The 24,856-nt window shown below is 71.9% G+C and carries 19 protein-coding genes, 1 tRNA gene and 1 pseudogene; 10 read left to right on the top strand and 11 right to left on the bottom strand.

Annotated features, from left to right (window positions below):
• Positions 1 to 475: pseudogene (locus tag DZF91_RS39545) on the top strand (RNA polymerase sigma factor); the annotation flags it as partial.
• Positions 476 to 544: 69 nt separating this feature from the next.
• Here the strand turns inward: DZF91_RS39545 and DZF91_RS07395 are convergent.
• Positions 545 to 1,312 carry a MerR family transcriptional regulator gene (locus DZF91_RS07395; protein ID WP_117356737.1) on the bottom strand — a complete coding sequence of 256 codons (768 nt, stop codon included), beginning with the start codon at positions 1,310 to 1,312 and terminating at the stop codon, positions 545 to 547.
• Positions 1,313 to 1,380: 68 nt separating this feature from the next.
• Here DZF91_RS07395 and DZF91_RS42920 point away from each other — a divergent pair, with 68 nt between their 5' ends.
• A complete protein-coding gene (locus tag DZF91_RS42920; RefSeq protein ID WP_328589137.1) occupies positions 1,381 to 2,388 on the top strand; it encodes an adenylate/guanylate cyclase domain-containing protein in 1,008 nt (335 codons plus the stop codon).
• A gap of 97 nt (positions 2,389 to 2,485) precedes the next feature.
• Here DZF91_RS42920 and DZF91_RS07385 read toward each other — a convergent pair whose 3' ends face one another.
• Positions 2,486 to 3,094: an Lrp/AsnC family transcriptional regulator gene (locus DZF91_RS07385; protein ID WP_117356736.1), complete on the bottom strand. Its 609-nt coding sequence runs from the start codon at positions 3,092 to 3,094 to the stop codon at positions 2,486 to 2,488.
• Positions 3,095 to 3,240: 146 nt separating this feature from the next.
• On the opposite strand from DZF91_RS07385, the gene DZF91_RS07380 reads away from it, so the two are divergent.
• The 3 genes from DZF91_RS07380 (at position 3,241) to DZF91_RS07370 (ending at position 8,573) form a co-directional block, all read left to right on the top strand.
• Positions 3,241 to 6,804 (top strand): indolepyruvate ferredoxin oxidoreductase family protein, encoded by a 3,564-nt coding sequence (locus DZF91_RS07380; protein ID WP_117356735.1) that lies wholly within the window; start codon positions 3,241 to 3,243, stop codon positions 6,802 to 6,804.
• Between the two features lie 208 nt (positions 6,805 to 7,012).
• Positions 7,013 to 8,143, top strand: coding sequence for an acyl-CoA dehydrogenase family protein (locus tag DZF91_RS07375; protein WP_117356734.1), 1,131 nt, complete (start codon positions 7,013 to 7,015; stop codon positions 8,141 to 8,143).
• Positions 8,144 to 8,318: 175 nt separating this feature from the next.
• Positions 8,319 to 8,573, top strand: coding sequence for an isochorismatase family protein (locus DZF91_RS07370; RefSeq protein WP_117356733.1), 255 nt, complete (start codon positions 8,319 to 8,321; stop codon positions 8,571 to 8,573).
• Here the strand turns inward: DZF91_RS07370 and DZF91_RS07365 are convergent.
• Entirely contained in the window at positions 8,570 to 9,373 is an 804-nt protein-coding gene (locus DZF91_RS07365) for a helix-turn-helix domain-containing protein (RefSeq protein WP_117356732.1), read from the bottom strand. The genes DZF91_RS07370 and DZF91_RS07365 overlap by 4 nt on opposite strands.
• Before the next feature lie 112 nt (positions 9,374 to 9,485).
• On the opposite strand from DZF91_RS07365, the gene DZF91_RS07360 reads away from it, so the two are divergent.
• Positions 9,486 to 10,499 (top strand): zinc-dependent alcohol dehydrogenase family protein, encoded by a 1,014-nt coding sequence (locus DZF91_RS07360; RefSeq protein ID WP_117356731.1) that lies wholly within the window; start codon positions 9,486 to 9,488, stop codon positions 10,497 to 10,499.
• 43 nt (positions 10,500 to 10,542) lie between these two features.
• On the opposite strand, the gene DZF91_RS07355 is transcribed toward DZF91_RS07360, so the two are convergent.
• Complete coding sequence (locus DZF91_RS07355; RefSeq protein WP_117356730.1) at positions 10,543 to 12,900, bottom strand: FtsX-like permease family protein; 2,358 nt, start codon at positions 12,898 to 12,900, stop codon at positions 10,543 to 10,545.
• Complete coding sequence (locus DZF91_RS07350) at positions 12,894 to 13,949, bottom strand: ABC transporter ATP-binding protein (protein WP_117356729.1); 1,056 nt, start codon at positions 13,947 to 13,949, stop codon at positions 12,894 to 12,896. Before DZF91_RS07350 ends, DZF91_RS07355 begins: the two co-directional genes overlap by 7 nt.
• 132 nt (positions 13,950 to 14,081) lie before the next feature.
• Here DZF91_RS07350 and DZF91_RS07345 point away from each other — a divergent pair, with 132 nt between their 5' ends.
• From DZF91_RS07345 to DZF91_RS07335, 3 genes are all read left to right on the top strand, one after another.
• Positions 14,082 to 15,377 carry a sensor histidine kinase gene (locus DZF91_RS07345; RefSeq protein ID WP_199486477.1) on the top strand — a complete coding sequence of 432 codons (1,296 nt, stop codon included), beginning with the start codon at positions 14,082 to 14,084 and terminating at the stop codon, positions 15,375 to 15,377.
• Positions 15,377 to 15,985 carry a LuxR C-terminal-related transcriptional regulator gene (locus DZF91_RS07340; RefSeq protein ID WP_199486478.1) on the top strand — a complete coding sequence of 203 codons (609 nt, stop codon included), beginning with the start codon at positions 15,377 to 15,379 and terminating at the stop codon, positions 15,983 to 15,985. The genes DZF91_RS07345 and DZF91_RS07340 overlap by 1 nt, the downstream gene beginning before the upstream one ends.
• A 1,120-nt stretch (positions 15,986 to 17,105) precedes the next feature.
• On the top strand, positions 17,106 to 17,807 hold the full coding sequence (locus DZF91_RS07335) for an NBR1-Ig-like domain-containing protein (protein ID WP_117356727.1): 702 nt from the start codon (positions 17,106 to 17,108) through the stop codon (positions 17,805 to 17,807).
• 146 nt (positions 17,808 to 17,953) lie between these two features.
• Here DZF91_RS07335 and DZF91_RS39540 read toward each other — a convergent pair whose 3' ends face one another.
• From DZF91_RS39540 to DZF91_RS07315, 4 genes are all read right to left on the bottom strand, one after another.
• Entirely contained in the window at positions 17,954 to 18,898 is a 945-nt protein-coding gene (locus DZF91_RS39540) for a SpoIID/LytB domain-containing protein (protein WP_158587872.1), read from the bottom strand.
• 35 nt (positions 18,899 to 18,933) lie between these two features.
• Entirely contained in the window at positions 18,934 to 19,824 is an 891-nt protein-coding gene (locus DZF91_RS07325) for a peptidase inhibitor family I36 protein (RefSeq protein WP_199486476.1), read from the bottom strand.
• A 76-nt stretch (positions 19,825 to 19,900) separates the two neighbouring features.
• On the bottom strand, positions 19,901 to 20,779 hold the full coding sequence (locus DZF91_RS07320; RefSeq protein WP_117356725.1) for a peptidoglycan-binding domain-containing protein: 879 nt from the start codon (positions 20,777 to 20,779) through the stop codon (positions 19,901 to 19,903).
• Positions 20,780 to 22,370: 1,591 nt separating this feature from the next.
• Positions 22,371 to 22,745, bottom strand: a complete 375-nt coding sequence (locus DZF91_RS07315; RefSeq protein WP_199486475.1) for a hypothetical protein — start codon at positions 22,743 to 22,745, stop codon at positions 22,371 to 22,373.
• 278 nt (positions 22,746 to 23,023) lie between these two features.
• Between DZF91_RS07315 and DZF91_RS39535 the strand changes: the two genes are divergently transcribed.
• Positions 23,024 to 23,191: a hypothetical protein gene (locus tag DZF91_RS39535; protein WP_158587871.1), complete on the top strand. Its 168-nt coding sequence runs from the start codon at positions 23,024 to 23,026 to the stop codon at positions 23,189 to 23,191.
• Positions 23,192 to 23,296: 105 nt separating this feature from the next.
• Here the strand turns inward: DZF91_RS39535 and DZF91_RS39530 are convergent.
• Both DZF91_RS39530 and DZF91_RS38810 read right to left on the bottom strand, forming a co-directional pair.
• Positions 23,297 to 23,385: transfer RNA gene (locus tag DZF91_RS39530), tRNA-OTHER, on the bottom strand.
• 97 nt (positions 23,386 to 23,482) lie between these two features.
• Entirely contained in the window at positions 23,483 to 23,794 is a 312-nt protein-coding gene (locus DZF91_RS38810) for a hypothetical protein (RefSeq protein ID WP_147341040.1), read from the bottom strand.
• Positions 23,795 to 24,856: the final 1,062 nt, after the last annotated feature.

Genomic DNA, 24,856 nt, shown 5'->3' with positions numbered 1-24,856 from the left:
GGCCCGCGGCCCGGCGGGGAGCGGCGGCGGGCAGCCGCCGTCACCCCAGTTCGGCGACCCGTCCCGGCCGCCCGCCGTTCCCGGCGTCCCCGGCGCTCCGGGCGCTCCCGTGCGGCCCGGACGGCCGCCGTCGGCGAGCCCGCCGACCGCCTCGCCGCCGTCCTCACCCCCGGCGACGCCGCGTCCGGGCGTGCTGAAGGTGCTGACGACCCGGCTCGAACTGTACGGACGCAATGTCGGGACGATCCGGCTCAAGGCCGAGAACGGCCCCGTCACCTGGACCGGCGAGTCGTCCAGCCCGCAGCTCACCCTGCAGGACCGCAGCGGCGGCCTGGCCGCCGACGGCTCCCGGGACGTCCGGGTCAGGCTCCGCACCGGCCTGATCAACCTGCCTGGACGCGCGACGCTCACCTTCACCGCCCCGCCCGGCCCGCCGCAGCAGGTCACCGTCCTCTGGGGCGTCTCCCTCCTCTGAGACGGCCCACTCCCGAGGAGCCTCAGTCGTCCCGAAGGCTCACAGGAGGGCTTCAGTCGTCCCGAAGGCTCATTCGTCGGGGGCGACGGCCGCCAGGTGGTCGCTGAGGGTCTCCAGCTGCTCCCCGAGGGCCTCCTGCACGCGGGTCTCCATCGCGCGCGCGATGAACGGGTCCACGACCATCTTCACCAGCGGACGCATCCGGCGGACGACCTCGGCGACCTCGCCCAGCTCCTCACCGGTCGGGCCCGGACCGTCCTCCAGGCGGCGGAAGACGTGCTCGTGCACCAGGTCGACGAAGCGCCCGGCGATGACGTCGCAGTCGTCGCGGATCTGGCGCGCGATCTCGAACACGGCCTCCAGCGGGATCCCGGCCGCCACCAGCTCGGCGCCGACGTGCAGCAGCCGCGGGGACGGGACGCGGAAGACGTCGCCGTCGGGCTCCACGAACCCCAACCGGACGGCGTGCTCCAGGTCGTCGGCGATCTGCGCCTCGTCGCGGCCGGGGCCGAACGTCGCGACCAGCTCGTCCAGCGTGACGGTGCCCGGGATCTCGTCCGACCAGGGGTCGGTGAGGACCTTCTCCAGGCCGAGCACGTCGCCGACGTCGCGGCCGGTCTCCCAGGCGGCGAGCAGGTCCTTGATGATGACCGAGGAGTAGCCGCGGGCGAGGAGCTTGCCGATGAGCCGCAGCCGGGCGAGGTGGCTGTCGTCGTAGAACCCGACGCGCCCCTCGAGCCGCGGCGGGGGGAGGAGCCCCCGGTCCTGGTACGCGCGGATGTTGCGGACGGTCGTCCCCGCCGCCCGCGCGAGCTCGTCGATCCGGTACCCGGCCATGCCCCCGCCTCCGCTGCTTGACCCGGGTCGATCTTACGCGCCACCCTTGGCACATCGCCGGATGAGACATCGCGAGGTGGTCACGTGGTCGGTCCCCGGGTCGCGCAGGAGATCGAGGAGACCCTGCTCGCCGACCGCCTCAAGTACACCCGGACGGAGGTCGAGGAGCTCGCCGGGATGCCGCCGGAGAAGGCCCGGCGGATCTGGCGGACGCTCGGCTTCCCCGCCCCGTCCGACGACGAGGTGGCGTTCACCGAGGGCGACGTCCGGGCGCTGGTCGAGATCGAGCGGCTCGTCGACGACGGACTGGTGGACGAGGAGGGGATGCTCCAGCTCGTCCGCGCCGTCGGCCAGACGATGGGCCGGCTGGCGAGCTGGGTCATCGACGTCTGGCTGCCGCAGGCCGCCGCCCGCCTGCCGCAGGACGCGGACCTGGGCCCGGAGACCGTGCAGGCCGTCCTGACCGCCACGGACCGGATGCGGCCCCGGTTCGAGGGACTGCTGCTGCACGGCTGGCGCCGCCAGCTCGCCGCCGCCGGGCTGCGCGTCACGGCCGCGGGCGCCGACGCGTCCGGGGAGACGGCGCTCGGCGTCACCCGCCTCGCCGTCGGCTTCGCCGACATCGTCTCGTTCACCTCGCTCAGCCGCCGGATGCCGGCCCGGCGCTCGCCGAGTTCGTCGAGCGCTTCGAGTCCTTCACCGCGGAGACCGTCGCCGAGCTGGGCGGACGCATCGTCAAGACGCTCGGCGACGAGGCCTTCTTCGTCGCGCCGGACCCGCGCGCCGTCGCCGAGATCGGCCTGCGCCTCGCCGAGCGCCACACCGCCGACCCGGACTTCCCGGTCGTCCGCGTGGGGCTCGCCTACGGCGAGGTCGTCCTGCGCCTGGGCGACGTCTTCGGCACGCCGGTCAACCTCGCCGCCCGCCTCACCGCCGCCGCCCACCGGGGCACCATCCTCATCGACACCTCCCTGGCCAGCGGGCTGGCGGACGCCGGTTACGCCATCAGCCCTCTCCGTCCCCGCCACCTCCAGGGCCTGGGCAGAACCCGTCCCCACCGCCTCCGCCGCTCTTGACGACCCCTGCCCGGCCGAGCCTTTTCTGGTCGAGTCTCGGGCCGGACCGGGCCGGGACCGTCCTCTGCCTGATCTGCTCCAGCCACGCCCTGTCGTCTTATGAGGCCGGGCGGGGGCGGGTGCTGGACGGGCCGGAGGCGCCGGGGAGTCGGTTCGTCCCGGAACCCCTCGTCGGGCCACCCCTCGTCGGGCCGGACGGGCCCGGCGAGCCCGACTGTCCCGACTGGCCGGACGGTGCGGAGGGCCGGGTGGGGGTCATCGGGTCGACGTCGGAGCGGGTCCAGACGTCCATGACCATGAGCGTCTTGGTGCCGGTCACGTTGCCCGCGCGGCGGAGCGTGTCGATGACCTGCTGGAGGTGGCGCATGTCGCGGGCGCGGATGCTGACCAGGGCGTCCGGGTCGCCGGCCGTCGTGTAGATCGCCTGGACCTCGGGGGCGACGGTGGCGGTGCGGATGATCTCGCTGACCGGCGCGGACCCGGAGTAGCGCAGCTCGGTGAACGCCTCGATGCCCCAGCCGAGCTTGGCGTAGTCGATCTGGGCGGTGAAGCCGGTGATCACGCCGAGTTCGCGCAGCCGGTCCACGCGGCGCTTGACGGCGGCGACGGAGAGGCCGACCTTCTCGGCCATCTCGGAGAAGGTGCGGCGGGCGTCCTGCCGGAGCAGGCGCAGCAGCGCGTGGTCGATGTCATCGAGGTCGGCCATCGGAGCTCCTCACGCAAAGTGCACGGCGGAATGCCTGGTCAGAGTATAAATCTTTGCGTCTTGTGGGCTGTATGTCGGCAGTTACTTGTGTTCGTCCGTTTCGAGGTGATGTGCTCCGCGCCACAGGGCGTGAACGAGGAGGTTCGATGGGCGTCCGGCTTGACGACAGGTACACCGCGCGCGAGGGGCGAGTACTGATCTCGGGCGTCCAGGCCCTGGTGCGGCTGACCCTGGAACAGCGGTGGCTGGACGAGGCGCGCGGGATCGACACGCGCGCGTTCGTCTCGGGCTACCAGGGTTCGCCCCTCGGTGGCGTCGACCTCGAGATGGGCCGCGCCAAGAAGTTCCTGGACGAGGCCGGGGTGGTCTTCCAGGCGGGGCTCAACGAGGAGCTCGCCGCCACCGCCGTCGCCGGGACCCAGCTGCTCGGCCAGGTGCCGGGCCGCCGCCACGAGGGCGTCACCGGGTACTGGTACGGCAAGAACCCCGGCCTCGACCGGGCCGCCGACGCCATCCGGCACGCGCAGCTCGCCGGGACCGCCGCCGTCGGGGGCGCGGTCGCGTGGATCGGGGACGACCCCGCCAGCAAGTCGTCCACGGTGCCGAGCTCGTGCGAGCCGATGGCGCAGTCGCTCGCGCTGCCGCTGCTCGCTCCGGGCACCGTCGCCGAGATCGTCGAGTTCGGCCTGCACGCCGTCGCGCTGTCCCGCGCCAGCGGCCTCTGGGCCGGGCTGAAGATCGTCGCCGACATCGCCGACGCGTCCGCCGTGGTGGACCTCGAGGAGATCCGCCGCAACATCCCGATGCCCGTCCGCGAGGAGCGCAAGGTGCCGACGCTCGTCGGCCCCGCCTCGCTGGACGCCGAGCACGACATGCTCACCCGGCGGCTCGACATCGCCCGCGCCTACGCCCGCGAGGCCGGCCTCAACCGCGTCACCTTCGGCGAGGACAACACCGCGCTCGGCATCGTCGCCTCCGGCACCCAGTACGCCGTCGTCCAGCGCGCCCTGACCGACCTGGGCCTGGACGAGGCCGCCCTGGACGCCCTCGGCATCCGCCTGATCCGGCTGGGCATGCCGTTCCCGCTGGACGACGCCGAGCTGGCCCGCATGACCGCCGGCCTGGACGAGGTCCTCGTCGTCGAGGACAAGGTCCCGTTCCTCGAGCAGCACCTCAAGGCCGTCCTCTACGACCACGCCAACGTCGCGACCGACCCCCCCGCCGACCTCGCGGCCACCGACTCGGCAGCCGACTCGGCCGCCGGTGCGACCGCCACCGCGGTGAAGGTGCCCCGCGTGATCGGACGTCGCGGCCGGGACGGCAGGGAGCTGCTGCCCACGCGCGGGACGGTCGGCTCCGAGGACGTCGTGCGCGCGCTGGCCGACCGCTTCGGCGAGGAGCGGCTGCCGAAGGCGGCGGTCGTGCTGCGCTCGCCGCGCCGCAAGAGCCGGGTCGCCCTGCCGGTCGTGGCCGCGCGCACCCCGTACTTCTGCTCGGGCTGCCCGCACAACGCGTCCACCAAGGCGTCGGACGACACGCTCGTCGGCGTGGGCATCGGCTGCCACGTGATGATCGCGCTGGACGGCGCCGGACGCGGCAACCAGCTCGGCCTCACCCAGATGGGCGGCGAGGGCACCCAGTGGATCGGCCTCGCGCCGTTCACCGACGACAAGCACTTCGTGCAGAACCTCGGGGACGGCACGTTCCACCACTCGGGGTCGCTGGCGATCCGCGCCGCCGTGGCGGCCGGGGTCACGATGACCTACAAGCTGCTCTACAACGACGCCGTCGCCATGACCGGCGGGCAGACCGCCGAGGGCCGCCTGGACATCCCGACGCTGACCCGCTGGCTCGCGCTGGAGGGCGTCCGCCGCGTGGTGATCACGACGGACTCCCCGGCGGACTACCGGGGCGTGGCGCTCGACCCGATCGCGCACGTCCGGCACCGCGACGACCTGCCCGAGGTGAACACCGAGCTGGCCGCGGTGGACGGCGTGACCGTGCTGATCCACGACGACCGGTGCGCCGCCGAGGAGCGCCGCCTGCGCAAGCGCGGCAAGCTCCCGACCCCGGCCGAGAAGGTGCTGATCAACGAGCGGGTGTGCGAGGGCTGCGGGGACTGCGGCGAGCAGTCGACCTGCCTCTCGGTCCAGCCCGTGGAGACCGAGTTCGGCCGCAAGACCCGCATCCACCAGCCGTCCTGCAACACCGACTTCTCCTGCCTCAAGGGCGACTGCCCGTCCTTCCTGCTGGTCGAGCCGGGGACGCGCGCCAAGCGCGCCCTGCCCGCGCTGCCGGTCGCGCTGACCGAGCCCGTCCGCCGCTTCGGCGACGCCGACGTGCTGCTGCGCATGCCCGGTATCGGCGGCACCGGCGTCGTCACCGTCTCGCAGATCCTGCAGATGGCGGCCCGGCTGGACGGCACCTACGCCGCGGGCCTGGAGCAGACCGGGCTGGCGCAGAAGGGCGGACCGGTCGTCAGCGACCTGCGCTTCTCGACCCGCCCGGTGCCCGGAGCGCTGCGCGCCACCCGCGGCACCGCCGACGTCCTGCTGGGCTTCGACCTGCTCGGCGCCGCCGCGGACGGCAACCTCGCCACCGCCGAGCCGGGCCGGACCGTCGCGGTCGTCAACACCGCGCTCGTCCCGACCGCGGCCATGGTCACCGGCCGCGTCGCGCTGCCGGGCTCCCCGGACGAGGCGCTCCGGCGCGTCGAGTCGGCCACCAGCGGCGCCGACAACCTGTACCTGGACGCGCAGGGCATCGCCGAGACCCTGTTCGGCGACAACATGCCCGCCAACATGGTCCTGGTCGGGGCCGCCTACCAGCACGGCTGCCTGCCGGTCTCCGCCGACGCGATCGAGGACGCCATCCGGCTCAACGGCGCGGCCGTGGACAAGAACCTGGCCGCGTTCCGCTGGGGCCGGGCCGCCGCCCTGGACCCCAAGGCCGTCCAGGCCGCGGTCGAGCCCCCGGCGCGTCCGCTGATCGAGCTCACGCCGGTCGCCCGGACCATCGCCCAGCAGGCCGCCCCCGCGCTGGGCGGGGCCGACCTCGAGGAGGCCCTGAGCCTCCGGGTCGCCGACCTGATCGAGTTCCAGAACGAGAACTACGCGCGCAGCTACGCCGAGGACGTCCGGCACGTCACCGCGCTCGCCGCCGAGCGCGTCGACCAGGACGCCGCCCTGCGCGTCGGTCTCGCCTACGCCACCTCCCTCCACAAGCTCATGGCCTACAAGGACGAGTACGAGGTCGCCCGCCTGCACCTGGACCCGGTCGAGCGGGCCAAGCGCGAGGAGGAGTTCGGCCCGGACGCCAAGGTCTCGGTCATGCTGCACCCGCCGATCCTCCGCGCCCTCGGCATGAAGCGGAAGATCCGGCTGACCCGGACCGCCCCGGTCGCGTTCCGCGCCCTGCGCGCCGCGCGCGGCCTGCGCGGCACGACCCTGGACGTCTTCGGCTACGCCGAGGTGCGCCGGATCGAGCGCGAGCTCGTCCAGGAGTACCGCGGCCTGGTGCGGGACGCCCTGACGCACCTCACCCCGGACACCGTCGCCGCCGTCGTCGACCTCGTCCGGCTGCCCGAGACCGTCCGCGGCTACGAGGACATCAAGCTCGCCCGCGTCGCCGAGTACCGCGAGCGCGCCCACGCCGCGCTCGCCGCCCTCGCCGTCGCGGACCGGACCGACCGTCCGCACCAGCTCGCCTGAACCACCCCCTTTCCCATCCTTCCCGTGCCGGTGCGTCTGGGAGGCGCACCGGCCGGGGACGCCACCCCGCCGGCGGTCCGGAGCGACCGTGGCGGGGTGTTTCGACTTCAGCCAAGCCGACCCGGACCGTCCGGGAAAGCCGCACTCCGAACTGTGGATAACTTCGTGGCAGGGTGAGAGCGCCTGTGGGTTCCTCTGGAGGAAGACAATGACCGTCGATCGTCTGCTGCCCAGCGATGAGGCGCGTGACCTCATCGCCCTGACACGTGAGCTCGCCGACAAGGAGCTCCTCACGCGCGTGACCGAGCACGAGCGCAACGAGACCTATCCCGAGGGGCTCTTCGCGATGCTCGGCGAGGCGGGCCTGCTCGGCCTGCCCTACCCGGAGGAGTACGGCGGCGGCGGTCAGCCCTACGAGGTGTACCTCCAGGTCATCGAGGAGCTCTCGGCCCGCTGGGCCGCCGTCGCGGTCGCGACCAGCGTCCACACCCTCGCCTGCTTCCCCGTGTTCACGTTCGGGTCGTCCGAGCAGAAGGACCGCTGGCTCCCGGACATGCTCGCCGGGAACATCATCGGCGGCTACAGCCTCTCCGAGCCGCACGCGGGCTCCGACGCGGCCGCCCTGACCTGCAAGGCCGAGCGGACCGAGGGCGGCTACCGGATCAACGGCACCAAGTCGTGGATCACCCACGGCGGGATCGCCGACTTCTACTCGCTGTTCGCCCGCACCGGCGACACGATCTCCTGCTTCCTCGCGCCCGGGCGGGCCGACGGCCTCAGCTTCGGACGCCCCGAGGAGAAGATGGGGCTGCACGCCGTCCCCACGACCACCGCGAACTGGGACGGCGCGCTGATCGAGGACGACCGGCTCATCGGCGCCGAGGGCGACGGCCTCCGGATCGCGTTCAGCGCCCTGGACTCCGGGCGCCTCGGCATCGCCGCCTGCGCCGTCGGCCTCGCGCAGGCCGCCCTCGACCACGCCGTGGCCTACGCCAAGGAGCGCACCACCTTCGGCCGCCGCATCATCGACCACCAGGGGCTCGGCTTCCTGCTGGCGGACATGGCCGCCGCCGTGACGTCCGCCCGCGCCACCTACCTGGACGGCGCCCGCCGCCGCGACCTGGGGCTGCCCTACTCGCGCGAGGCGTCCGCCGCCAAGCTGGTCGCGACCGACGCCGCCATGAAGGTCACCACGGACGCGGTCCAGGTCCTCGGGGGCAACGGCTACACCCGCGACTTCCCCGTGGAGCGCTTCATGCGGGAAGCCAAGATCATGCAGATCTTCGAGGGCACCAACCAGATCCAGCGCCTGGTCATCGCCCGCTCCCTGGCCCGCTGACGCCACGAAGGCGCACAGAGCCACCAAGGCTCTGTGCGCCCCGGCCCCGGGCCGAACGGCGACGAACGCGGCGCGGTGCACCTGACGAGCCCAGCAGGCACGCTCGCCCTGGTCTCGCGGGGGCAGGATCGGGGCGTGGGGCGCTTGCATCGGTGGCGGATCGATCCGCGCGAGTATGGAACTGACCGGGCGCGCGATCGACACGGTGCTCATCGCGGGCACCGTCACCAACGTGTGCTGCGAGTCGTCCGCCCGGGACGCCGCCACGCCGGGCTTCCGCACGATCATGGTCGCGGACGCCAACGCCGCCCGCCGCGACGCCGAGCACAACGCGACCCTGCACACCTTCTACCGGCGCTTCGGCGACGTCCGCTCCACCGACGACACCGTCGCGCTGGTCAGGGACGGCGGCGGGACGCCGCGCGGCTAGGACGAGCGGCGACGGCGTTCGTCGCGCGTCCTCAGCAGTTCGGCGGTCGGCTCGTCGGCGGGCAGGAACGCCTCCAGGTGGAGTTCGGCGAGCGTGACGTCGGTCGCGGTGGCGAACGAGGTCAGGGTGGTGATCAGGCGCAGCTCGCCGTCCGCCGTCGCCAGCCGCATCGGGACGGAGAAGCCGAGGTGGTCGGGGCCGACCGGCGTGTCGGGGACGTAGCCGACGAGTTCCTCGACGAAGGCGTCCAGGCGCGGGTCGGGGCTGCGGCGGGCCCTGGCGCGGAGGTTCTCGATGACGTGGTGTCCCCATTCGTCCATGTTCCGGACGCGTGACCCCATCCCCGTCGGATGGAGCATGAGCCGCAGCATGTTGATCGGCGGTTCGAGCAGCTCGGGCGCGGCGTCCTCCAGGAAGACCTCGGAGGCGGCGTTGGCCGACACGACGCGTCCGTAGGGACCGACCACCAGCGCCGGATACGGCAGGTGGCCGTGCAGGATCTGCTCCAGCGCCGTCCGGACCGGACGCAGCGCCGCCTCGTCCAGCGGAGACTCGGTGAACGCCGGCGCGTACCCGGCCGTCGCCAGCAGCGCGTTCCGCTCCCTCAGCGACAGGCCGAGGGATTCGGCCAGCCGGATCACGATCGCGCGGCCCGGCCGCGAACGGCCGCTCTCGATGAAGCTCAGGTACCGCTGCGTCGTTCCCGCCCGGACGGCCAGTTCGAGCTGGCTGACCCGCCGCACCGAACGCCAGCGCTTCAGTTCCGTCCCGATGCCGCTACGTCCGTTCGCGTTGCTCACCAGTCCGTTTCTACCGGTCCGTCCGTGTTCCGGACCATTCCTTCGAGGGAATTGCCGGGCCCACCGCCCGCTCGGACGATCGTGCCCCGCAAGCTTCGACGGAAGGGCCGATATGAAGAGCTACCGCCTGGACCCCGGTCAGGGACTCGCCGGACTGGCGCTCCACGAGCAGGACGAGCCGAACCCCGGCCGCGGGCAGGTCGTGGTCAGGATCCGCGCCAACTCCCTCGGGTTCCGCGATCTGATGGTGCTGGCAGGCAGGTACGTCCTGCCGATCACCCCCGGCGTGGTGCCCGGCTGCGAGGGGGTCGGGGAGGTCGTGGCCGTCGGCGAGGGCGTCACCCGCGTCCGGCCGGGCGAGCGCGTGGCGGCCACCGTCTTCCCCCGCTGGCTGGACGGCCCGTTCCGGCGCGAGAACGCCGCCCAGCTCGGCACCATGATCGACGGGGTGCTCACCGAGTACGCGCTGCTGGACGAGGACGGCGTGGTGCCCGTCCCCGAGCACCTGACGGACGATGAGGCCGCCGCCCTCCCGCTGGCCGCGGTGACCGCCTGGAACGCTCTGACCAGCGGCGATCCCCTCCGGCCGGGCGCCACGGTGCTGACGCTCGGGTCCGGTGCCGTGTCGCTGTTCACCCTGCTGTTCGCGAAGGCGGCGGGCGCCCGGGTGATCGTCACGACGTCCGGTGCCGCCAAGGCCGAGCGGCTCCGGGACCTCGGCGCGGACGAGGTGATCAACTATCGCGAGGACACCGCCTGGGACGAGACCGTCCGCGCCCTGACCGGCGACCAGGGCGCCGACCGCGTCGTGGACGCGAGCGGCCCGCTGGAGAAGTCGCTCAGGTCGGTCGCGGTGAGCGGTTCGGTCTCGTTCGTCGGGCACTGGCTGTCCGGTGCCGAGGGCGCCGAGCCGGTCTCCCCCTCGGTCCTCTTCTCGGCGGGCGCCGCGCTGCACCGGATCGCCACGGGCAGCCGGGCCCACTTCCTCGAACTCAACCGCGCCCTCACCGCCCACCGGCTGCGTCCCGTCATCGACCGCGTGTTCCCGTTCGAGAAGCTCCACGACGCGTTCGCCTACTGCGAGTCCGGCGGCGGCTTCGGCAAGATCATCATCACCCACGACTGACCACCCGCCCTGCCGAGGACCCCGCCGGTACGGGCGGCGCGGCTCAGTTCGCTGCCGCCAAGCCCGCCAGGACGACGCCCGCGGAGCCCGCGGCGGTCACGACGCCGGCCGCCGCGAGCAGCGCGTACTCGTGGCAGACGAAGCGGAGCGTCTGCGGGCGGGTCGTGCCGATCCGGCGCAGCAGGGCCAGTTCGCGACGGCGTCCGGCGATCGCGGTGGCGGCCGTGGCGAGGGTCCCGATCGCGCCGTAGACACCGGCGATGCCGATCATCACCAGCAGTCCGACGCGGGTCTGCTCCGCCTGGCGGTCGCTGACGGCGGCCGTCCAGCCGGAGACGGTGACGACCCTCGCGTCCGGCGTGTCGAAGCCGCGCACGCCGGACGCACGGGGCGACCCCCGCAACGCGGCCCGCACCGCCGAGGCGGCCGTCGCGTCGGCGGCCAGGTACATGCGGTCGGCCTGGGCGCCCGCCCCGGCGCGACGCGGTCCGAGGACGATGCGCGGACCTCCCGGCGCGGCGTCGAAGACGGCCGTGACCCGCAGCGACACCGGGGTCCCGTCCGCCAGCCACAGCTTCATGCTCTCCCCGACCCGCTTGTGCCACGAGCCGTCGATCGCCACGGACGCGTCGTCCAACCTCGCGAGCGACCCGGCGCGGACCCGCAGGCCGAGCGCCGCCGGGGAGTCGACGGCGATCGCGGCGAACGGCACCGGCGTGGGCGCTTCCAGGTGGAACGGCGTCAGCGCGGGCTCGTTCGCGAGCACGCTCGTGTCGGTGACGGCGGTCGCCGACACGCCCGGCACCGCGCGCACGCGGGCGACGACCGCGGCGGGGAGCCCGCCGCCGGACGGCAGGACCACCAGGTCGGCGCGCGCGGCCTGGTCGTGCAGCCCCCGGTCGCGAATCCCCTGGGCGACGTCCGTCGCACCGAGGACGGCCAGCGCGAGCCCAAAAGTGATCACCAGCGGGACGACCGTCCCGGCGGCGATCCGCGGCGCGGCGGCCACCCGCTCGCGGGCCAGCAGGGATCCCGGTCCGGGGCCGAGCGTGAATGGCCAGGTCAGAGCCCTGACGAGGAACGGAAGCAGGGTGGGTGCGAGCATCGCCGCACCGCCGACGATCAGCAGCGCGAGTTCGACGTCGGTCTTGGCGTCCAACGCGGTGTCGGGCGACAGCAGGGCGATGACCACCAGCAGTCCCGCTCCGCAGCCGAACGAGGCCAGCCCGAGCAGCCGCCGCGGCATTCCGGACCGGCGGGGCTCGACGTCCGCCTCGCGCATCGCCTCGGCCGGACGGATCGTCGCGGCGCGCACCGAGGCCGCCACCACCGCGAGCAGCGCCACCAGCACACCGGCCGCGAACGCCAGCGCCAGCGGCCCGGCCGCCCCCGCGTCGCGCGGGACGGCGAACCAGGCGGGGGCCATCTCGTGCTCGGCCAGCCATCGCGCCAGCAGCGGACCGCCGACCAGGCCGAGCACGCAGCCGGCCGCCGAGCCCGCCGCGCCGACCAGCAGCGCCTCGGTGGCGACCGCCCGGACGACCTGGACCGGTGTCGCGCCGAGGGTCCGCAGCAGCGCCAGCTCCCGGCGGCGGCGGGCGACCGAGAGCCCGAACGCGCCCGCGGTCACGTAGAGGGAGACCGACGCCGACAGCAGGGCGGCGACGCCGAGGAAGGACGTCAGGGACGTGAGGTCGGCGCGGTCGCGCAGCGCTCCAGGATCGGCCAGCGCCCGATCGCGGCCGGTCAGGACCCGTACGCCCGGAACGCCTTCGACGCGTCGCGCGGCGGACACGTCGCGGAACACGAGCGCGTCCACGGTCGGCGACAAGCGCGCCGCCTCCGCGTCGGTGAAGAAGACCGCGTGCTCGGCGATCGCGACGTGCCCGGAAGGACGCGCCGTTCCGACGACGGTGTACGCGGCGTCGCGGTCGGCGGCGCGCACCATCACCCGCTGCCCGAGCGGGAATCCGCCGGTCGTCACGATCTCGTCCGGACGTGCGGGCGCCCGGCCCGAGGCGAGGGCGTAGGGAGTGAAAGCGGCGGACGACCAGCCGTGTCCGACCTGGTCAGAGGGGCCGCCGGGCAGCCGTGCCGCGAAACTCCGGTCCGGCACGGCATCCGGGAACCGGGCGACGACGGCGGAAGGCAGGGGCGGCTGCTCGGTGAACGGGACGGCGGTCGAGGTCCCGTAGCGGTCCCGCAGCCGGAGGTTCGGGTCGGCCTGGACGACGGCGGGCGCGGCGGCGAAGCGCTGCGGCAGCCGGTGCGGATCGGAGGACGCCGCCCCCAGGACGAGCGCCATCGTCGCGATCACCGCGACGCCCAGCGCGAGCGCCGCCAGCGGACCGGCGAACGCTCCCCACCTGGCCCGCATCCCCGCGGCGGCGACGCTCAGCATGCCGCCGCCCCCGCGGTCCTCTTCGCCCGCAGCATCCCGGCGAGGGACGCACCCCACGTCGGCCGCGACTCGCTGACCTGCTCGTTCATCTGTGACGTCCCGCCCGGGAACGGGCCCTCGCCCAGAAGCGAACCGTCCCCGCCGCCTCGCACCATCGCGTCCCCGCCGCCTCGCACCATCGCGTCCCCGCCGCCTCGCACCATCGCGTCCCCGCCGCCTCGCACCATCGCGTCCCCGCCGCCTCGCACCATCGCGTCCCCGCCGCCTCGCACCATCGCGCCGCCGCCTCGCGGCATCGCGTGCCCGGCGTCGAGGACCAGCTCACCGGCCGTCTCCAGGGAGGTGAGGCGCGCGGCGACGGTGGACGCGTCGGGCCGGTCGAGCGTCCCGGCGAGGCGTCCGTCCGCCAGGAAGACGACGCGGTCGGCGTGCGCGGCGGCGACCGGGTCGTGGGTGACCATGACGATGGTCTGCCCGCGCTCGTGGACCAGCGTGCGCAGGATCGCGAGCACCATGCGCGAGGACGCGCTGTCCAGGGCGCCGGTCGGCTCGTCGGCGAACAGGACGCGCGGCGCGGCGACGAGCGCGCGGGCGATGGCGACGCGCTGCTGCTGGCCGCCGGACAGCTCCGCGGGCCGGTGCCGCGCCCGGTCGGCGAGACCGACGGCCGACAGCGCCGCGCGGACGGCGCGCGCGTCGGGACGGTGCCCGGCGAGCCGCAGCGGCATCCCGACGTTCTGCTCGGCGGTCAGCGCGGGCAGCAGATTGTAGGACTGGAAGACGAAGCCGATCGTCTCGCGGCGCAGCCTGGTCAGCGCGGACTCGCGCAGCCGCGCCAGATCCTCGCCCGCGACCGAGACCGCGCCCGCGGACGGACGCTCCAGACCGGCGGCGCACTGCAGCAACGTCGACTTGCCCGAGCCCGACGCGCCCATCACGGCGGTGAACGATCCCTCCGGGAAGCCCAGAGAGACCTTGTCCAGCGCGGTGACGGCACTGGAGCCGGTCCCATAGGTCTTGCTCACGGCGGTGAGCCGCACGATGTCCATGCGCCCCAGCCAACCGCCGTAGAGGGGTCCGGGGCGATCAGCCGGGCCACCGTTCTCGGGTATGCCTGGCCTTACCCCGGTGCTCACCTCCTCCGTATGGGACGTCCCGAAAAGTGCTTCTATGCTGGCCGGATGGAGGCGATGGCGGTCCTGCGGCGGCGCGGGTTCCTGGCGTCGGCGTGGCCGTGGCGGAGCCTGGCGTACCTGGTGACCAGCTCGGTCCCGGGCGCGCTCGTGCTCACCGTCGCCGCGGCCGTCCTGGTCGTGGGCGGGACGCTGTCCTCGGTCCTGCTCGGACTGCCGATGCTGGCGGCGCTGGCCTTCGCGGGCGTGCCGGTCGCCGCGTTCGAGCGCTGGCGGCTCCACCTGGTGGACCCCCGGCCGGTCGCCGACCCGCACCGCGCCCCGGACCGTCCGGGCGTCGGCGGATGGCTGGCCGTCCGGGCGCGGGAGTCCGCGACCTGGCGGGAGTTGGGGTTCACCGTCCTGCTGGCCACTGTTCTGTGGCCGTTCGACCTGGCCATCGCCACCCTCGGCGCCGCGCTGCCGTTGGCGCTGCTCACCGCGTGGACCCCCGTCCTGTCCGGCGGCCGGCGCGGGCTCTGGCCGGGGTTCGCCATCCACACCCCGGGCCAGGCGATCGCGGCCGTCCCCGTCGGGCTCGTCCTCCTGGCGGCCGGCGCCTACCTGGTCACCGCGGTCGCCGCCGCCCGCGCCACGCTCACCCGCCGGCTGCTCTCCCCGCGCCCGGACGAGGCGGACCGCCTGCTGGCCGAGGTCACCGGGTCGCGCGCGCGGCTGGTCAACGCCTTCGAGGCCGAGCGGCGCCGCATCGAGCGCGACCTGCACGACGGCGCGCAGCAGCGGCTCGTCGCGGTCGCGACCAGCCTCGGCCTGGCCCTGCTCGACCTGCCGCCCGGCCCCGCCGCCGACCACGTCGCGCACGCCCACCGCGAGTCCCGCAAGGCGCTGACCGAGCTGCGCGAGCTGATCCACGGCATCCACCCGCAGGTGCTGACCCAGCACGGACTGGGCGCGGCCGTCCAGGACGCCGCGGACCGCTGCCCGGTGCCGGTCGACCTCGCCTGGAACGTCCCCGGCCGTCTGCCCGCCGCGCTGGAGGCCGCCGGATACTTCGTCGTCTGCGAGGCGCTGGCCAACGTCGCCCGGCACAGCGGCGCGGAGCACGCGTGGATCACCGCCGCGCACCGCGGCGACACCCTGCTGCTGGAGATCGGCGATGATGGCGCGGGCGGCGCCGACCCCGCCGCGGGCAGCGGCCTGACCGGGCTGTCCGACCGGCTCGCGGTCGTCGGCGGCACCCTCGCCCTGACCAGCCCGGCCGGGGGTCCGACCCTGCTGAGAGTGGAGATGCCGTGTCCGAAGCCCGTTCCCTCCGCGTCGTCCTCGCCGAGGACGGAGCCCTGATGCGCGACGGCCTGACCGCCGTCCTCACCAGGTTCGGGCACGAGGTCGTCGAGGCCGTCGCGGACGCGCCGTCCCTCACCGCTGCGGTCGGCGCGCACCGACCGGACATCGTGGTCACCGACGTCCGGATGCCGCCGACCCTGACCGACGACGGGCTGCGCGCCGCCATCACCCTGCGCGAACGCGAACCCGGCCTGCCCGTGCTCGTGCTCAGCCAGTACATCGAGACCGCTTCGGCAGGCGCGCTGCTCGACTCCGCCGACGGCCGCGCGGTCGGCTACCTGCTGAAGGACCGGATCATCGACGTCTCCGACTTCGCCGACGCCGTCCGGCGGGTCGCGGACGGCGGGACGGTGATCGACCCGGAGGTGGTCCGGCACCTGCTGGCCCGCCGCCGCGACCCCCTGGACCGGCTCACGCCCCGCGAACGCGAGGTGCTGGCCCTGATGGCGGAGGGCCGTTCCAACGCCGCGATCGCCCAGGCCCTCACGGTCTCGGCCGCCGCCGTCGGTAAGCACATCAACGGGATGCTCGCCAAGCTCGACCTTCCGCCGGACGCCGACGTCCACCGCCGCGTCCTCGCCGTCCTCACCTTCCTCCGCTCCTGACCGGTCCGGCCGCGTCAGGCTCGGCGTCCCGTCCGACCGCATCAGGTTGGGCGTCCCGTCGGACCGCATCGAGCCGGGTTCCCGTCCGACCGCGAAAACCGTCAAGGTCCGACCGTTGGACGTATCGAATGGCTGGAGCGGCAGCGCAAGAGGAACGGATTCCGCGCGCCGCGTTCACCCTCAGTGATGTTCCTTACAACGCGGAAAGAGACGCGCGAAGACCGTCCGTCAGGGATTCCGAACCCTTTCGAACACCGCGCGGAACGCCGTCCACCCGCACTCCGGCAAGACCGCGAAGCCCATCCCGCACGGGACGACAAAGGCGCTGACCAGGGCGTATTCGACCCGACTCCCGTCCACCCGAGACGTCGCCGGTTCACCGGCGGCCCCCGAGGGGAGCGGCGGACCGGGTTCGGAGAGCGCGCTCACCACTAGGACACGTGTGGTTTGTCGGTCGGTCCGCGCTACCGGCCACGCCTTGAGTGATTACCGTGAGCACTGCTAACTTCGGCCGGTGGACGAGAGGCGTGCACGCGCGGAGGCGATCGAAGGCTTCGCGGAGGTCCTGCGGGAGCTCCGACGCTCGGTCGGCAATCCGTCATTCCGGGAGATGTCCGGACGCTCCGGGGCGATCTCCCACACAACACTCCATGAGGCCACGAAGGGCAACCGCCTCCCGAGCTGGGGCACCACCGTCGAGTTCGTCAAGGCGTGCGGCGGCGACCCGGAGGCGTACCGCGAACGCTGGGAACAGGCGAACCGCGTGGTCAGGGGCGCGAACGCCACCCCACAGCCGAACACCGCGAACACTCCGCCGGCACCGCGTCCGGCCGACGAAGCAGCGGCCCCGGTCGGCGGCGCTCCCGTATCGCCGTCCCTTGCCGGTCCCGTCGGACCTTCCAGCGGCGAATCCTCAGGCTCGGCCTCGGCGGCGCAGCAGTCGTCCGGCGGCTCCTCGACTCAGACGTCCCCGCCTCCGCCTCCGCCGACGCCGCCGTCCCCGCACGCGCAGCCGCCGGGCGAGGCATCGGCGTCCATTCCCGCCGTGCCCCAGCCGACCAGTCCGCCCTCGGCCTCCATGCCCGTGCCGGCGCAGCCTCCCGGTGCTCCTTCCACGGCCGTGGCCCCGCCGTCGCTCCCGCACGGCGAACCGTCCCAGGGCGGCCTGCCGCAGGGTGAACTGCCGCAGCATCCGCAAGCGCCGCACCTGCCCGCCGGAACCGAGAGCGACGGCCGGCAGGTCGCCGTTCCGCCACGTCGCGGTAAGCGAACCCTGCTGATCTCCCTCGCCGCCGCGGCCGTCGTCGCCGCCGGTACCGGAGCGGTGATCTACGCGATGACCGGTGACGACGATTCCCCGTCAAGAGACACGGTCCCGAGCCCTTCGAGCAGTTCGTCCGCCGCCGCGACGGCCGTGGGATGCCCGGTAAAACCGAAGCAACCCGCCTGGGCACCGCCGCTGCACAAGGGCGACGCCGCCGCCTTCGTGGACGACGTCACGCTGCGCGACTGCACCGTGGTCGGCCCTGGCCAGACCGTCGTCAAGGTGTGGCGGATCAGGAACACCGGGGCCCTGTACTGGCGCGGATACTCACTGCGCCGCCTTGACCTCCCCCAGACGCCCGACGACTGCCGGACCAAGGAACGTGTGCCCATCAAGTACACCCGGCCCGGCGACAGCGTGGACATCCGGGTCGAGGTCACGACGCCGAAGAAGCCGGCCTTCTGCTACGTCCGCTTCAAGATGCTGGACCCTGAGGGGCGGGTGGCCTTCTCGGGCAACCGTCCGGTCAACTTCCAGCTCGTCGTCCGCGGTCACTGACCTGTCGGTCCGCGACTGCCGACCGCCCCCGCAGACGCGACGCCAGGGAGCTCACGCATGCCCGTCCCGGCGTGCCCGCTCACGGAAGACCAATGGTTCCCCGCCGTGGGAGCACGGCGGGGAACCAGAGGTCAGACCATCCCCGACTAGGCGATGGCGATCCCGCGGTAGTAGTACTTCAGGATCCGGGTGTAGCTCCAGCCGGCGTTGGCCTTGTCACGGGAGCCGTACTGCGACATCCAGTCGCCGTCCTTCCAGGCGCCGCAAGCGGTCGTCGTGGAGCAGTACTGCGCCATGAAGATCTTGCCGCCGCGGGTCATCCGGTGACCCCACGTCGCGTCCACCGCGGCGCTGGTGCGCGCCGTCGCGGAGCCCGGGACGTACACCTGGCTGTTGGTGTTGTCGTAGACGTCGAAGCAGTGGCCGTTGATCTTGCGCGTCGAGTGCAGCGCCCACCACCAGGCGTAGCTCTTGACGGCCATGGCCCCGGCCTTGAGCGACTCCGACTTCCAGCTCGGCATCCACTCCTTGGGCAGGACGTTCTTCACGTAGTACTTGAAGTTGACCCGCTCGACCCGGCCCGTCCGCGTGCGGTACACGAGGATGGTCGAGGGCTCCTTGGTGTTCGTGCCGTCGGTCTTGCAGCCGGTGGGCGGCGGCGTGCTGGACGGACCGATCTTGTGCGACGCGTTCTGGTTCTTCAGGCTGGAGTTCAGGTTGCCCTTGGTCCCGGCCTTGAAGTCCTGGTACTTGCCGCCGTAGTTGCTGTTGAAGTAGACCCGGACGGTCTTGCCCGTGCGGTTCCACACCGAGGCCGCGTGGTTCTTGACGCAGACGCCCTTGCCGGCGCCGGCGCTCTTGAAGTCGTAGCAGCCCGGCTGCTTCGCGCCGTAGTCCGCGACGGACCCGGTGAAGTCCGACAGCGAGCCCTTCTGGTTGCTGTTGAAGTACAGGCAGAACTCACCGGTGTCGCACTTGCCGTTGCGGCCGGCGGCCTCCGCCACGCCCGTGGTCGTCGCCAGCACCGTCCCGCCGAGCGTCATCGCCGCGGTCGCCGCGGTGACCCGCGCCACCATCTTTCGTTTGGTCACGATCGTCCTTTTCCGTCAGTCAGCGGTCGCGGGACTCAGCGGTAGTTGTAGCCCTGGGAGACCCAGAACGAGACGGGGTTCGGGTTGTCCAGGCGCGGGTCGCCGACGCTCTTGGCGGCCAGCTTCTGGTAGCCCAGGCGCATCTCGACGTGGGTGTGCGCGCCACCGGCGGAGGAGACGCCGTGCCACGCCTCGGTCGCGATGTACTGGCCCTTGGAGATCGTCTGGCCCACCCGCAGCGCCGAGGACGGCGCGGAGTGCAGGTAGATGACGGTCTTCTTGGTGGAGGCGTTGTAGACGGAGATCGTCGACAGGCCGGACCGGCCGTTGTAGCCGCGGGCGATGTAGATGACCTTGCCCGAGGTCAGCGCGTAGACCTTCGAGCCGATCCGGCGGGCGATGTCGGTGCCCTCGTGGCGTCCGGGCGTGGTGGTGTACTTGTCGAAGCCGCAGCTGATGCGACCGCCGCTGGTCTTGTACAGCGCGTACGACATGTTCACGCGGTTGGTCGGCGAGAACTGGTGCGAGGCGTTCTGGTTCTTCAGGGTGGAGTTCAGGTTGCCCTTCGCCCCGGCCTTGAAGTCCTGGTAACGGCCGCCGTAGTTGCTGTTGAAGTAGACCCGGACGGTCTTGCTGCTGCGGTTCCAGACGGACGCGGCGGCGTTCTTCACGCACTTGCCCTTGCCGGCGCCCGCACCCTTGAAGTCGTAGCAGCCCGGCTGCTTCGCACCGTAGTCCGCGACGGACCCGGTGAAGTCCGACACCGAGCCCTTCTGGTTGCTGTTGAAATAGAGGCAGAACTCGCCGGTGTCGCACTTCCCGTTGCGCCCCGCGGCGTCAGCGGAGGTAGCGGTGGTGGCGAAAACCGCACCGCCGACCGCAGCAGCGGCGGTCGCCGTCGTGAGGACCTTGGTGAGCATTTTCATGTGCTGTTCTCCTTGATACTGGCGGGGCTTGGGATGCGGAACGGGTCAGCGGTGTCCGAGGTCGTTTCCTCCGGGGTCAGCGAGCCCTGAGGTATTCCTCCCAGGTGCGGATGGTCACCTTCGGACCGTCGTCCTTGCCACGGTTCGCGAGACCGTTCTGGCCGAGGTAGTAGTCACCGATCTGGTGCTGGGCCTGAACGGAAAGGTCGGTGTCGTTGATGGCGGTCGCGTGAATGTGCCACGGCCAGTTCCCCTGCTGGGGGCTGCGGACCCAGGCGGCGAATCCGACCTGGCGCATCGCCTTGGCGACGGCGGTGCGGGTGGCGGCGCTCATTCCCTTGACGTTGATGTCGACGACGCCGCCGCCGTCGTGGGTCCCGACGGACGTGGGGTCGCCGCCCGGGTTGTAGGAGCCCTGGTCCAGGACGAGCTTGCGGTGCAGCAGCTTCTGCGCCTGGAGCAGCATCTTCTGCGTGCGGGTGTTGACGTAGTACTTGGTCCCGAACTTCACCTTCGGACCCGGGACGATGACGTGGTTCACGGTGAACCGTCCGGCGCCCAGCTTGGCGAGCGACGACTTGCCCGGCAGGCCGTTGGCGCTGATCCCCTTGTATCCGAGGGACTTCTGGAACTTGGTGTAAGCGGCGGTGGTCGTCGTGCCGAAGTAGCCGTCCACCCACTTCTTGTCGAGCAGGTGCTTGTCGGCGAGGGCCTTCTCGACCAGCAGGACGCTGGCCTTGGCGCCGGGGGTGAGCTTGTTGTCAGGCCGGCGGGGGTCGATCTGCGCGGCCTTGACGACGGCTTCCATGTTCACGGCGGGAAGGGCCGACGCGTTGGACTCCGGAGCGGCCCTGTGCTCGGTGTTCCCCTGCGCCGCCGAGACCGCGGTCACTCCGGCGACGGAGGTGAGCACGACGGCCGCCGTGGCGGCTGCGGCGTATCTGGGCAGCTTCATCGGTTCTCCTGGGGTCTGCAGCGGGGGGCGTGCTCAAGTGGTGCCAACACTTCCGGTGGCGATCAAGTGTTCGCAAGACGAGGGTGTTGTCAGCCTGTTCGACCCGCTTCGAGAACAGGCGCACACCTCACCTGACAGGCACTTTGCGCTACAAACACGACAAACCGGGCAGCCCTGCGCCGCGCCGCCGTCAACCCCCGAAGAACCAGGTCAACGCCCGTCCGGCGGCCCCGGAACACCCTCGCGTCAGACGACCGCGACCGACCGTCCCGCGTCCCCCGATTCCCGTTGCGAACACCCGGGCAACCGGGCTGGAACGCGGCTCCCCTCCCGCCGGAGCCCGGCCGCCTTCCAAGATCCACTCGGACGCACCCGGCACAACCCCGCCGCGCCCCCGAAAGTTCCCGCCCACCCGAAAACGTCCGGACACTCGCGCAGAACAACGTCCCGAAGACTCCCCGCTCCCGGCCGAGGCCTGATCACCTGCTCGTCTCAGAACAACCTGATGGTGGGAGTCACGCTCGGACCGCCGCCCCGCAGACACTTACCGCCCCGTTCGGTGTTGCCCTCCCGCGCACGCTCCAGAGATTCCGTGGCCCCGGCGAGTCCCACACAGCGCCCATAAACGCTGTGGCCGCATTGAAGACTCTGCATAGCTCCTCTAAAGAGGGTCCGCTTGAGCTCGCTATGGAACGACACGGCGCATGAGATTTCGAACAGAAGAATCCTGAAGTCGCGCCCGCTACCAGAAATTCTCCTTGTTGGGCGCTGAACACCTTCCCGACCAGCTGCGGCGGCACGGTGGTGAACCTCGGCATCATCCCCATGTCCGCCTAGCTCCTCGTCGCGTCCGGGAAGTAGACGCTTCGCCGCGAAGAGGGCCCAGCGTTCGCCTTCCGTGGGCTAGTGGGGCACTGGTCGAGCGGCGCGGCGCCCGCATCGTCGCGGGCCGCAGGGTGGCCGATCACCGCTGCGGTGGCTGCGCAGCTCAGGCCACCTCGCGCAAGGACGGGCCGTCGATGGCATGGCCGTAATCGCTGATAAGCCGCTTCGCCGATCTGGGACGCAGCGTCGATCTCCCCGTGAGTGGCCGCGAGTCCCCGTTGACCACGATGCCAACGGGCACGTCTCGAATCACTACTTGATGGCTGTCACCGACCGTGAGTAGCCTGCCTGCGTTGGAGACCGGTCTGAGCACCCATCAGGGTCCGCGGCTCAGGGAGGGTGGGTACGGAACCACTCCCGGACACCTCTCGGAGTAGGCAGAATCCCGTGACCCCACCCTCCTTCCGGCCATCGCACACCGTCCGCATCGCCTGCGAACGACTCCCCAATTGCGGCAGGAGAGCAGACACCCTGCCATCGCGAGCGGGCTGCCTAAAGCAACCCGCTGGTCGGTCATGCCGGTTGGCCGGTGCCTGCGACTGATAGCCGGAGCCGTTGGCGCATCCTGCGCACGCACAACCGTTGCTCGGGGGACAGGCCGTCTCAACGCCGGTGCGCGGCCGGGAGCGAGGATGCCGGTCACCGGCACCCTCGCCGCACGCTCGAGCCAACGGGGGCGGGACCACGCCTTTGCCCAGCCGACCGTTCAGGCCCCGTCACGACAGCCGTTGCTGCCGGACGCGCCTTCTTGTGCCCCGTCTTCGATGTCGGAGATCAGCTTCGTGCTGAGGTCGCTCTGCACTGCGAGTCGTGTGTGGCCGGCGTCCGGGCCGGTGCCCCACGTGAGGGTGACCGTGGTGAACACGTGACCGGCGCCCGAATCGTGATAGCGCACGTCCCAATGGGAGGGAACGTCCTGGGCCCGCAACACACCGTCGGCGGGGTTGGCCTCCTCCCACGCGGCGAGTCTCTGGCGCAGATCCTCAGTGAGGTAGTGGGCTCGCAGCTCGCTGCCGAGGTCGTCGGTGCCGTCGTCGACCGCGTCGATGTAGGCCCCGTAGAAGTCGGCGACCCGGTCCACGACAGAGTCGGGACTACCACCTCTGACCGCAGCGCTATCTGTGTCGCCGGGCAAGTGATCTTCCCTTCGCTCACGTTGGCCACAGCGGCTTCATCGTGTCGCCCCGCACTCACTCACCGCTATGGACGCGCGGCCACACACCTGCCGCTCCAGAGCGAGGTCTTACAGACGGATGCTGGCCATCGCGCGAGGGCGCAGTCCCACAAGAAGCTGGATGCTCAACGCGAAAGTGTCCGAGGTCCGCGCAGGAGGAGCAGCTTGGGCACAAGATCACGGGCATGCGCGGACCTATTCTCACCACGCCGGAGTCGCCACGGCAGATCCTGGACGTCTTGCAGAAGCAGTGGGAGTCGCTCTGCACGAGCGCGCCGCTCTTCTGCACGAGCGCGCCGCTCTGTGGGCACCGGTCCGCAGTACCGCTCTTGGACGAGCTGTTCGCGCTCTAACGGCAGGAGGCGGACGAGCTGCCGCCCCCCGGATTCCGCCACTATTCCGGCACTTCGGAGGCGGAAGGGGTATTGGTCAGAGCCCGTTAGGGCTCTGACCTGGAGTGGAGCCCAGAGGATTCGGACCCCTGACACCCGGCTTGCAAAGCCGATCATGAACCTGCCGCCCGACCTGGCAACCCGCTGACCTGGGCCTCCTCGGCGATCTCCCCGCAAGTGACCGTGAGGCCCTTGATCACCGCCCCATCGGGCACGCAACGGGCACGTCGATCTTGCGGATGTCCCGCAGGGTCAAGGTGTCGGATCTTCCTGGGCGGGATCGACCGGTCCGCCATACAGTGACTCGACTTCAGCCACAGGCACGCGAGCCACCACTATGAGCACATTCTCTGCCCTGCCAGGGCTGCGACTCGTGACCTCAACCTGGCGCTGTTCATCAAGGGAGGCGCGAACATAAGCGTCGAACCGATAGTGATCGCCTTCGTCGCTATAGCTGTCTGCCCAAATTTCGATCTCCGAGCCGCTCTTGAGAGTCAAGATCCACCGACTGGGTGGTCCTGCGGCAAACTCCATGATCACGTCCCAAGGTGTAGCGATCAGCATTCTCGATCGATGGAGGCGAGAGTATCCTCCGCGGCCTGCACATGTAGCAGCGCGCTCAACCCTCGACCAGACGGGGCACCCGCCACGACAGACGCGCGGACCTGTCCGGAGGGTGCTCCCGCACGAACGGCGCGTACCCCGTGACAGACAGATTCGCGCGGGAGCGCCCTCCGGGTCGCGGGGGTCCAGGGGGCTGCGAAGCCCCTTGGTTCGCTCTCGCTCAACCATGCCTGTCCCGCTTCTGCGAGCCGGTCTCCCTGGTCTTCGCCGATGAGGTGCCAGTGGCCGGGGGAAATGGAGGTTGGGGATCGGCCGGGGGGTGATCCGCCTGATGCACCGTGCACACCTAGTGATCACCGCGGGCCGAGTCGTTCCAACTCGCCCAAGCCAAGAACGCCAGCGGAGTCGTCCCCCCTCGTCAGCAACCCCGCAGAATGACAGGTTGTCTCAACTGGTGGGGGGCGGGCTGGCTTCTGAGATGAGTTGAGCCATCCGGTGGTATCGCCGCCATATGCGGGGGTGGTCATCCTCAGTGAGCTCGGGCAGGAGCAGCTCAAGCTCGCGGAGGAGGTGCCTGATCCCGTCCCTATGCCGTGCGCCGAAGGCGCTGCGATTACTCACCCACGTGTGCACACAGCCCGCAAGCTGGCTGTCGAACGCCTCGAGGTCGATACCTGCCCGCTCGACAGCGTTCAGCTCGGGGGGCCAGGGCTCGCGTCTGTGTTCCTCCCACAAGCGGGCCACCTCGACTTCGGGATCATCGGTTGCAGACACGGCGTTCATCATCGTGCAGGCGTGGCCACCCATCAACGCTCCTGGATGGCCGCTGACATGAGGTCCGGGAAGCCTCGACTTTGTGAGCGGGCGGCCTGCCAATGCCGAAGGCACCCGAAGGGCGGGCTTGCCCGTTGGCCGGCGGGCTGCGACCGATGCCCGTGGGGCGGTGGCGCGCCCCGGCGCACGACCGTGGGCCGGGAGACAGGGCCAGGCCGTCGCCGAATGCGCGGCCGGGCGCGCGGGGCCGGGGACCGGCGCCCACGCCGCATGCTCCGGCCGCGCTGG

Origin of the sequence: Actinomadura logoneensis, from assembly GCF_003428695.1 — a bacterium.
Lineage (GTDB): Bacteria > Actinomycetota > Actinomycetes > Streptosporangiales > Streptosporangiaceae > Spirillospora > Spirillospora logoneensis.
This window is presented reverse-complemented; position numbering and strand designations above follow the sequence as displayed.

What these genes read in the sequence shown, in the direction of transcription:
- DZF91_RS07380 (WP_117356735.1), top strand. Translation starts at nt 3,241, where the DNA reads ATGGGCGTCCGGCTTGACGACAGGTACACCGCGCGCGAGGGGCGAGTA.
- DZF91_RS07395 (WP_117356737.1), bottom strand. Translation starts at nt 1,312, where the DNA reads ATGGCCGGGTACCGGATCGACGAGCTCGCGCGGGCGGCGGGGACGACC.
- DZF91_RS39535 (WP_158587871.1), top strand. Translation starts at nt 23,024, where the DNA reads ATGCGCGGACCTATTCTCACCACGCCGGAGTCGCCACGGCAGATCCTG.
- DZF91_RS07350 (WP_117356729.1), bottom strand. Translation starts at nt 13,949, where the DNA reads ATGGACATCGTGCGGCTCACCGCCGTGAGCAAGACCTATGGGACCGGC.
- DZF91_RS07355 (WP_117356730.1), bottom strand. Translation starts at nt 12,900, where the DNA reads ATGCTGAGCGTCGCCGCCGCGGGGATGCGGGCCAGGTGGGGAGCGTTC.
- DZF91_RS07360 (WP_117356731.1), top strand. Translation starts at nt 9,486, where the DNA reads ATGAAGAGCTACCGCCTGGACCCCGGTCAGGGACTCGCCGGACTGGCG.
- DZF91_RS07345 (WP_199486477.1), top strand. Translation starts at nt 14,082, where the DNA reads ATGGAGGCGATGGCGGTCCTGCGGCGGCGCGGGTTCCTGGCGTCGGCG.
- DZF91_RS07385 (WP_117356736.1), bottom strand. Translation starts at nt 3,094, where the DNA reads ATGGCCGACCTCGATGACATCGACCACGCGCTGCTGCGCCTGCTCCGG.
- DZF91_RS07370 (WP_117356733.1), top strand. Translation starts at nt 8,319, where the DNA reads ATGGAACTGACCGGGCGCGCGATCGACACGGTGCTCATCGCGGGCACC.
- DZF91_RS07325 (WP_199486476.1), bottom strand. Translation starts at nt 19,824, where the DNA reads ATGAAAATGCTCACCAAGGTCCTCACGACGGCGACCGCCGCTGCTGCG.
- DZF91_RS38810 (WP_147341040.1), bottom strand. Translation starts at nt 23,794, where the DNA reads ATGCTGATCGCTACACCTTGGGACGTGATCATGGAGTTTGCCGCAGGA.
- DZF91_RS07320 (WP_117356725.1), bottom strand. Translation starts at nt 20,779, where the DNA reads ATGAAGCTGCCCAGATACGCCGCAGCCGCCACGGCGGCCGTCGTGCTC.
- DZF91_RS07375 (WP_117356734.1), top strand. Translation starts at nt 7,013, where the DNA reads ATGACCGTCGATCGTCTGCTGCCCAGCGATGAGGCGCGTGACCTCATC.
- DZF91_RS07340 (WP_199486478.1), top strand. Translation starts at nt 15,377, where the DNA reads ATGCGCGACGGCCTGACCGCCGTCCTCACCAGGTTCGGGCACGAGGTC.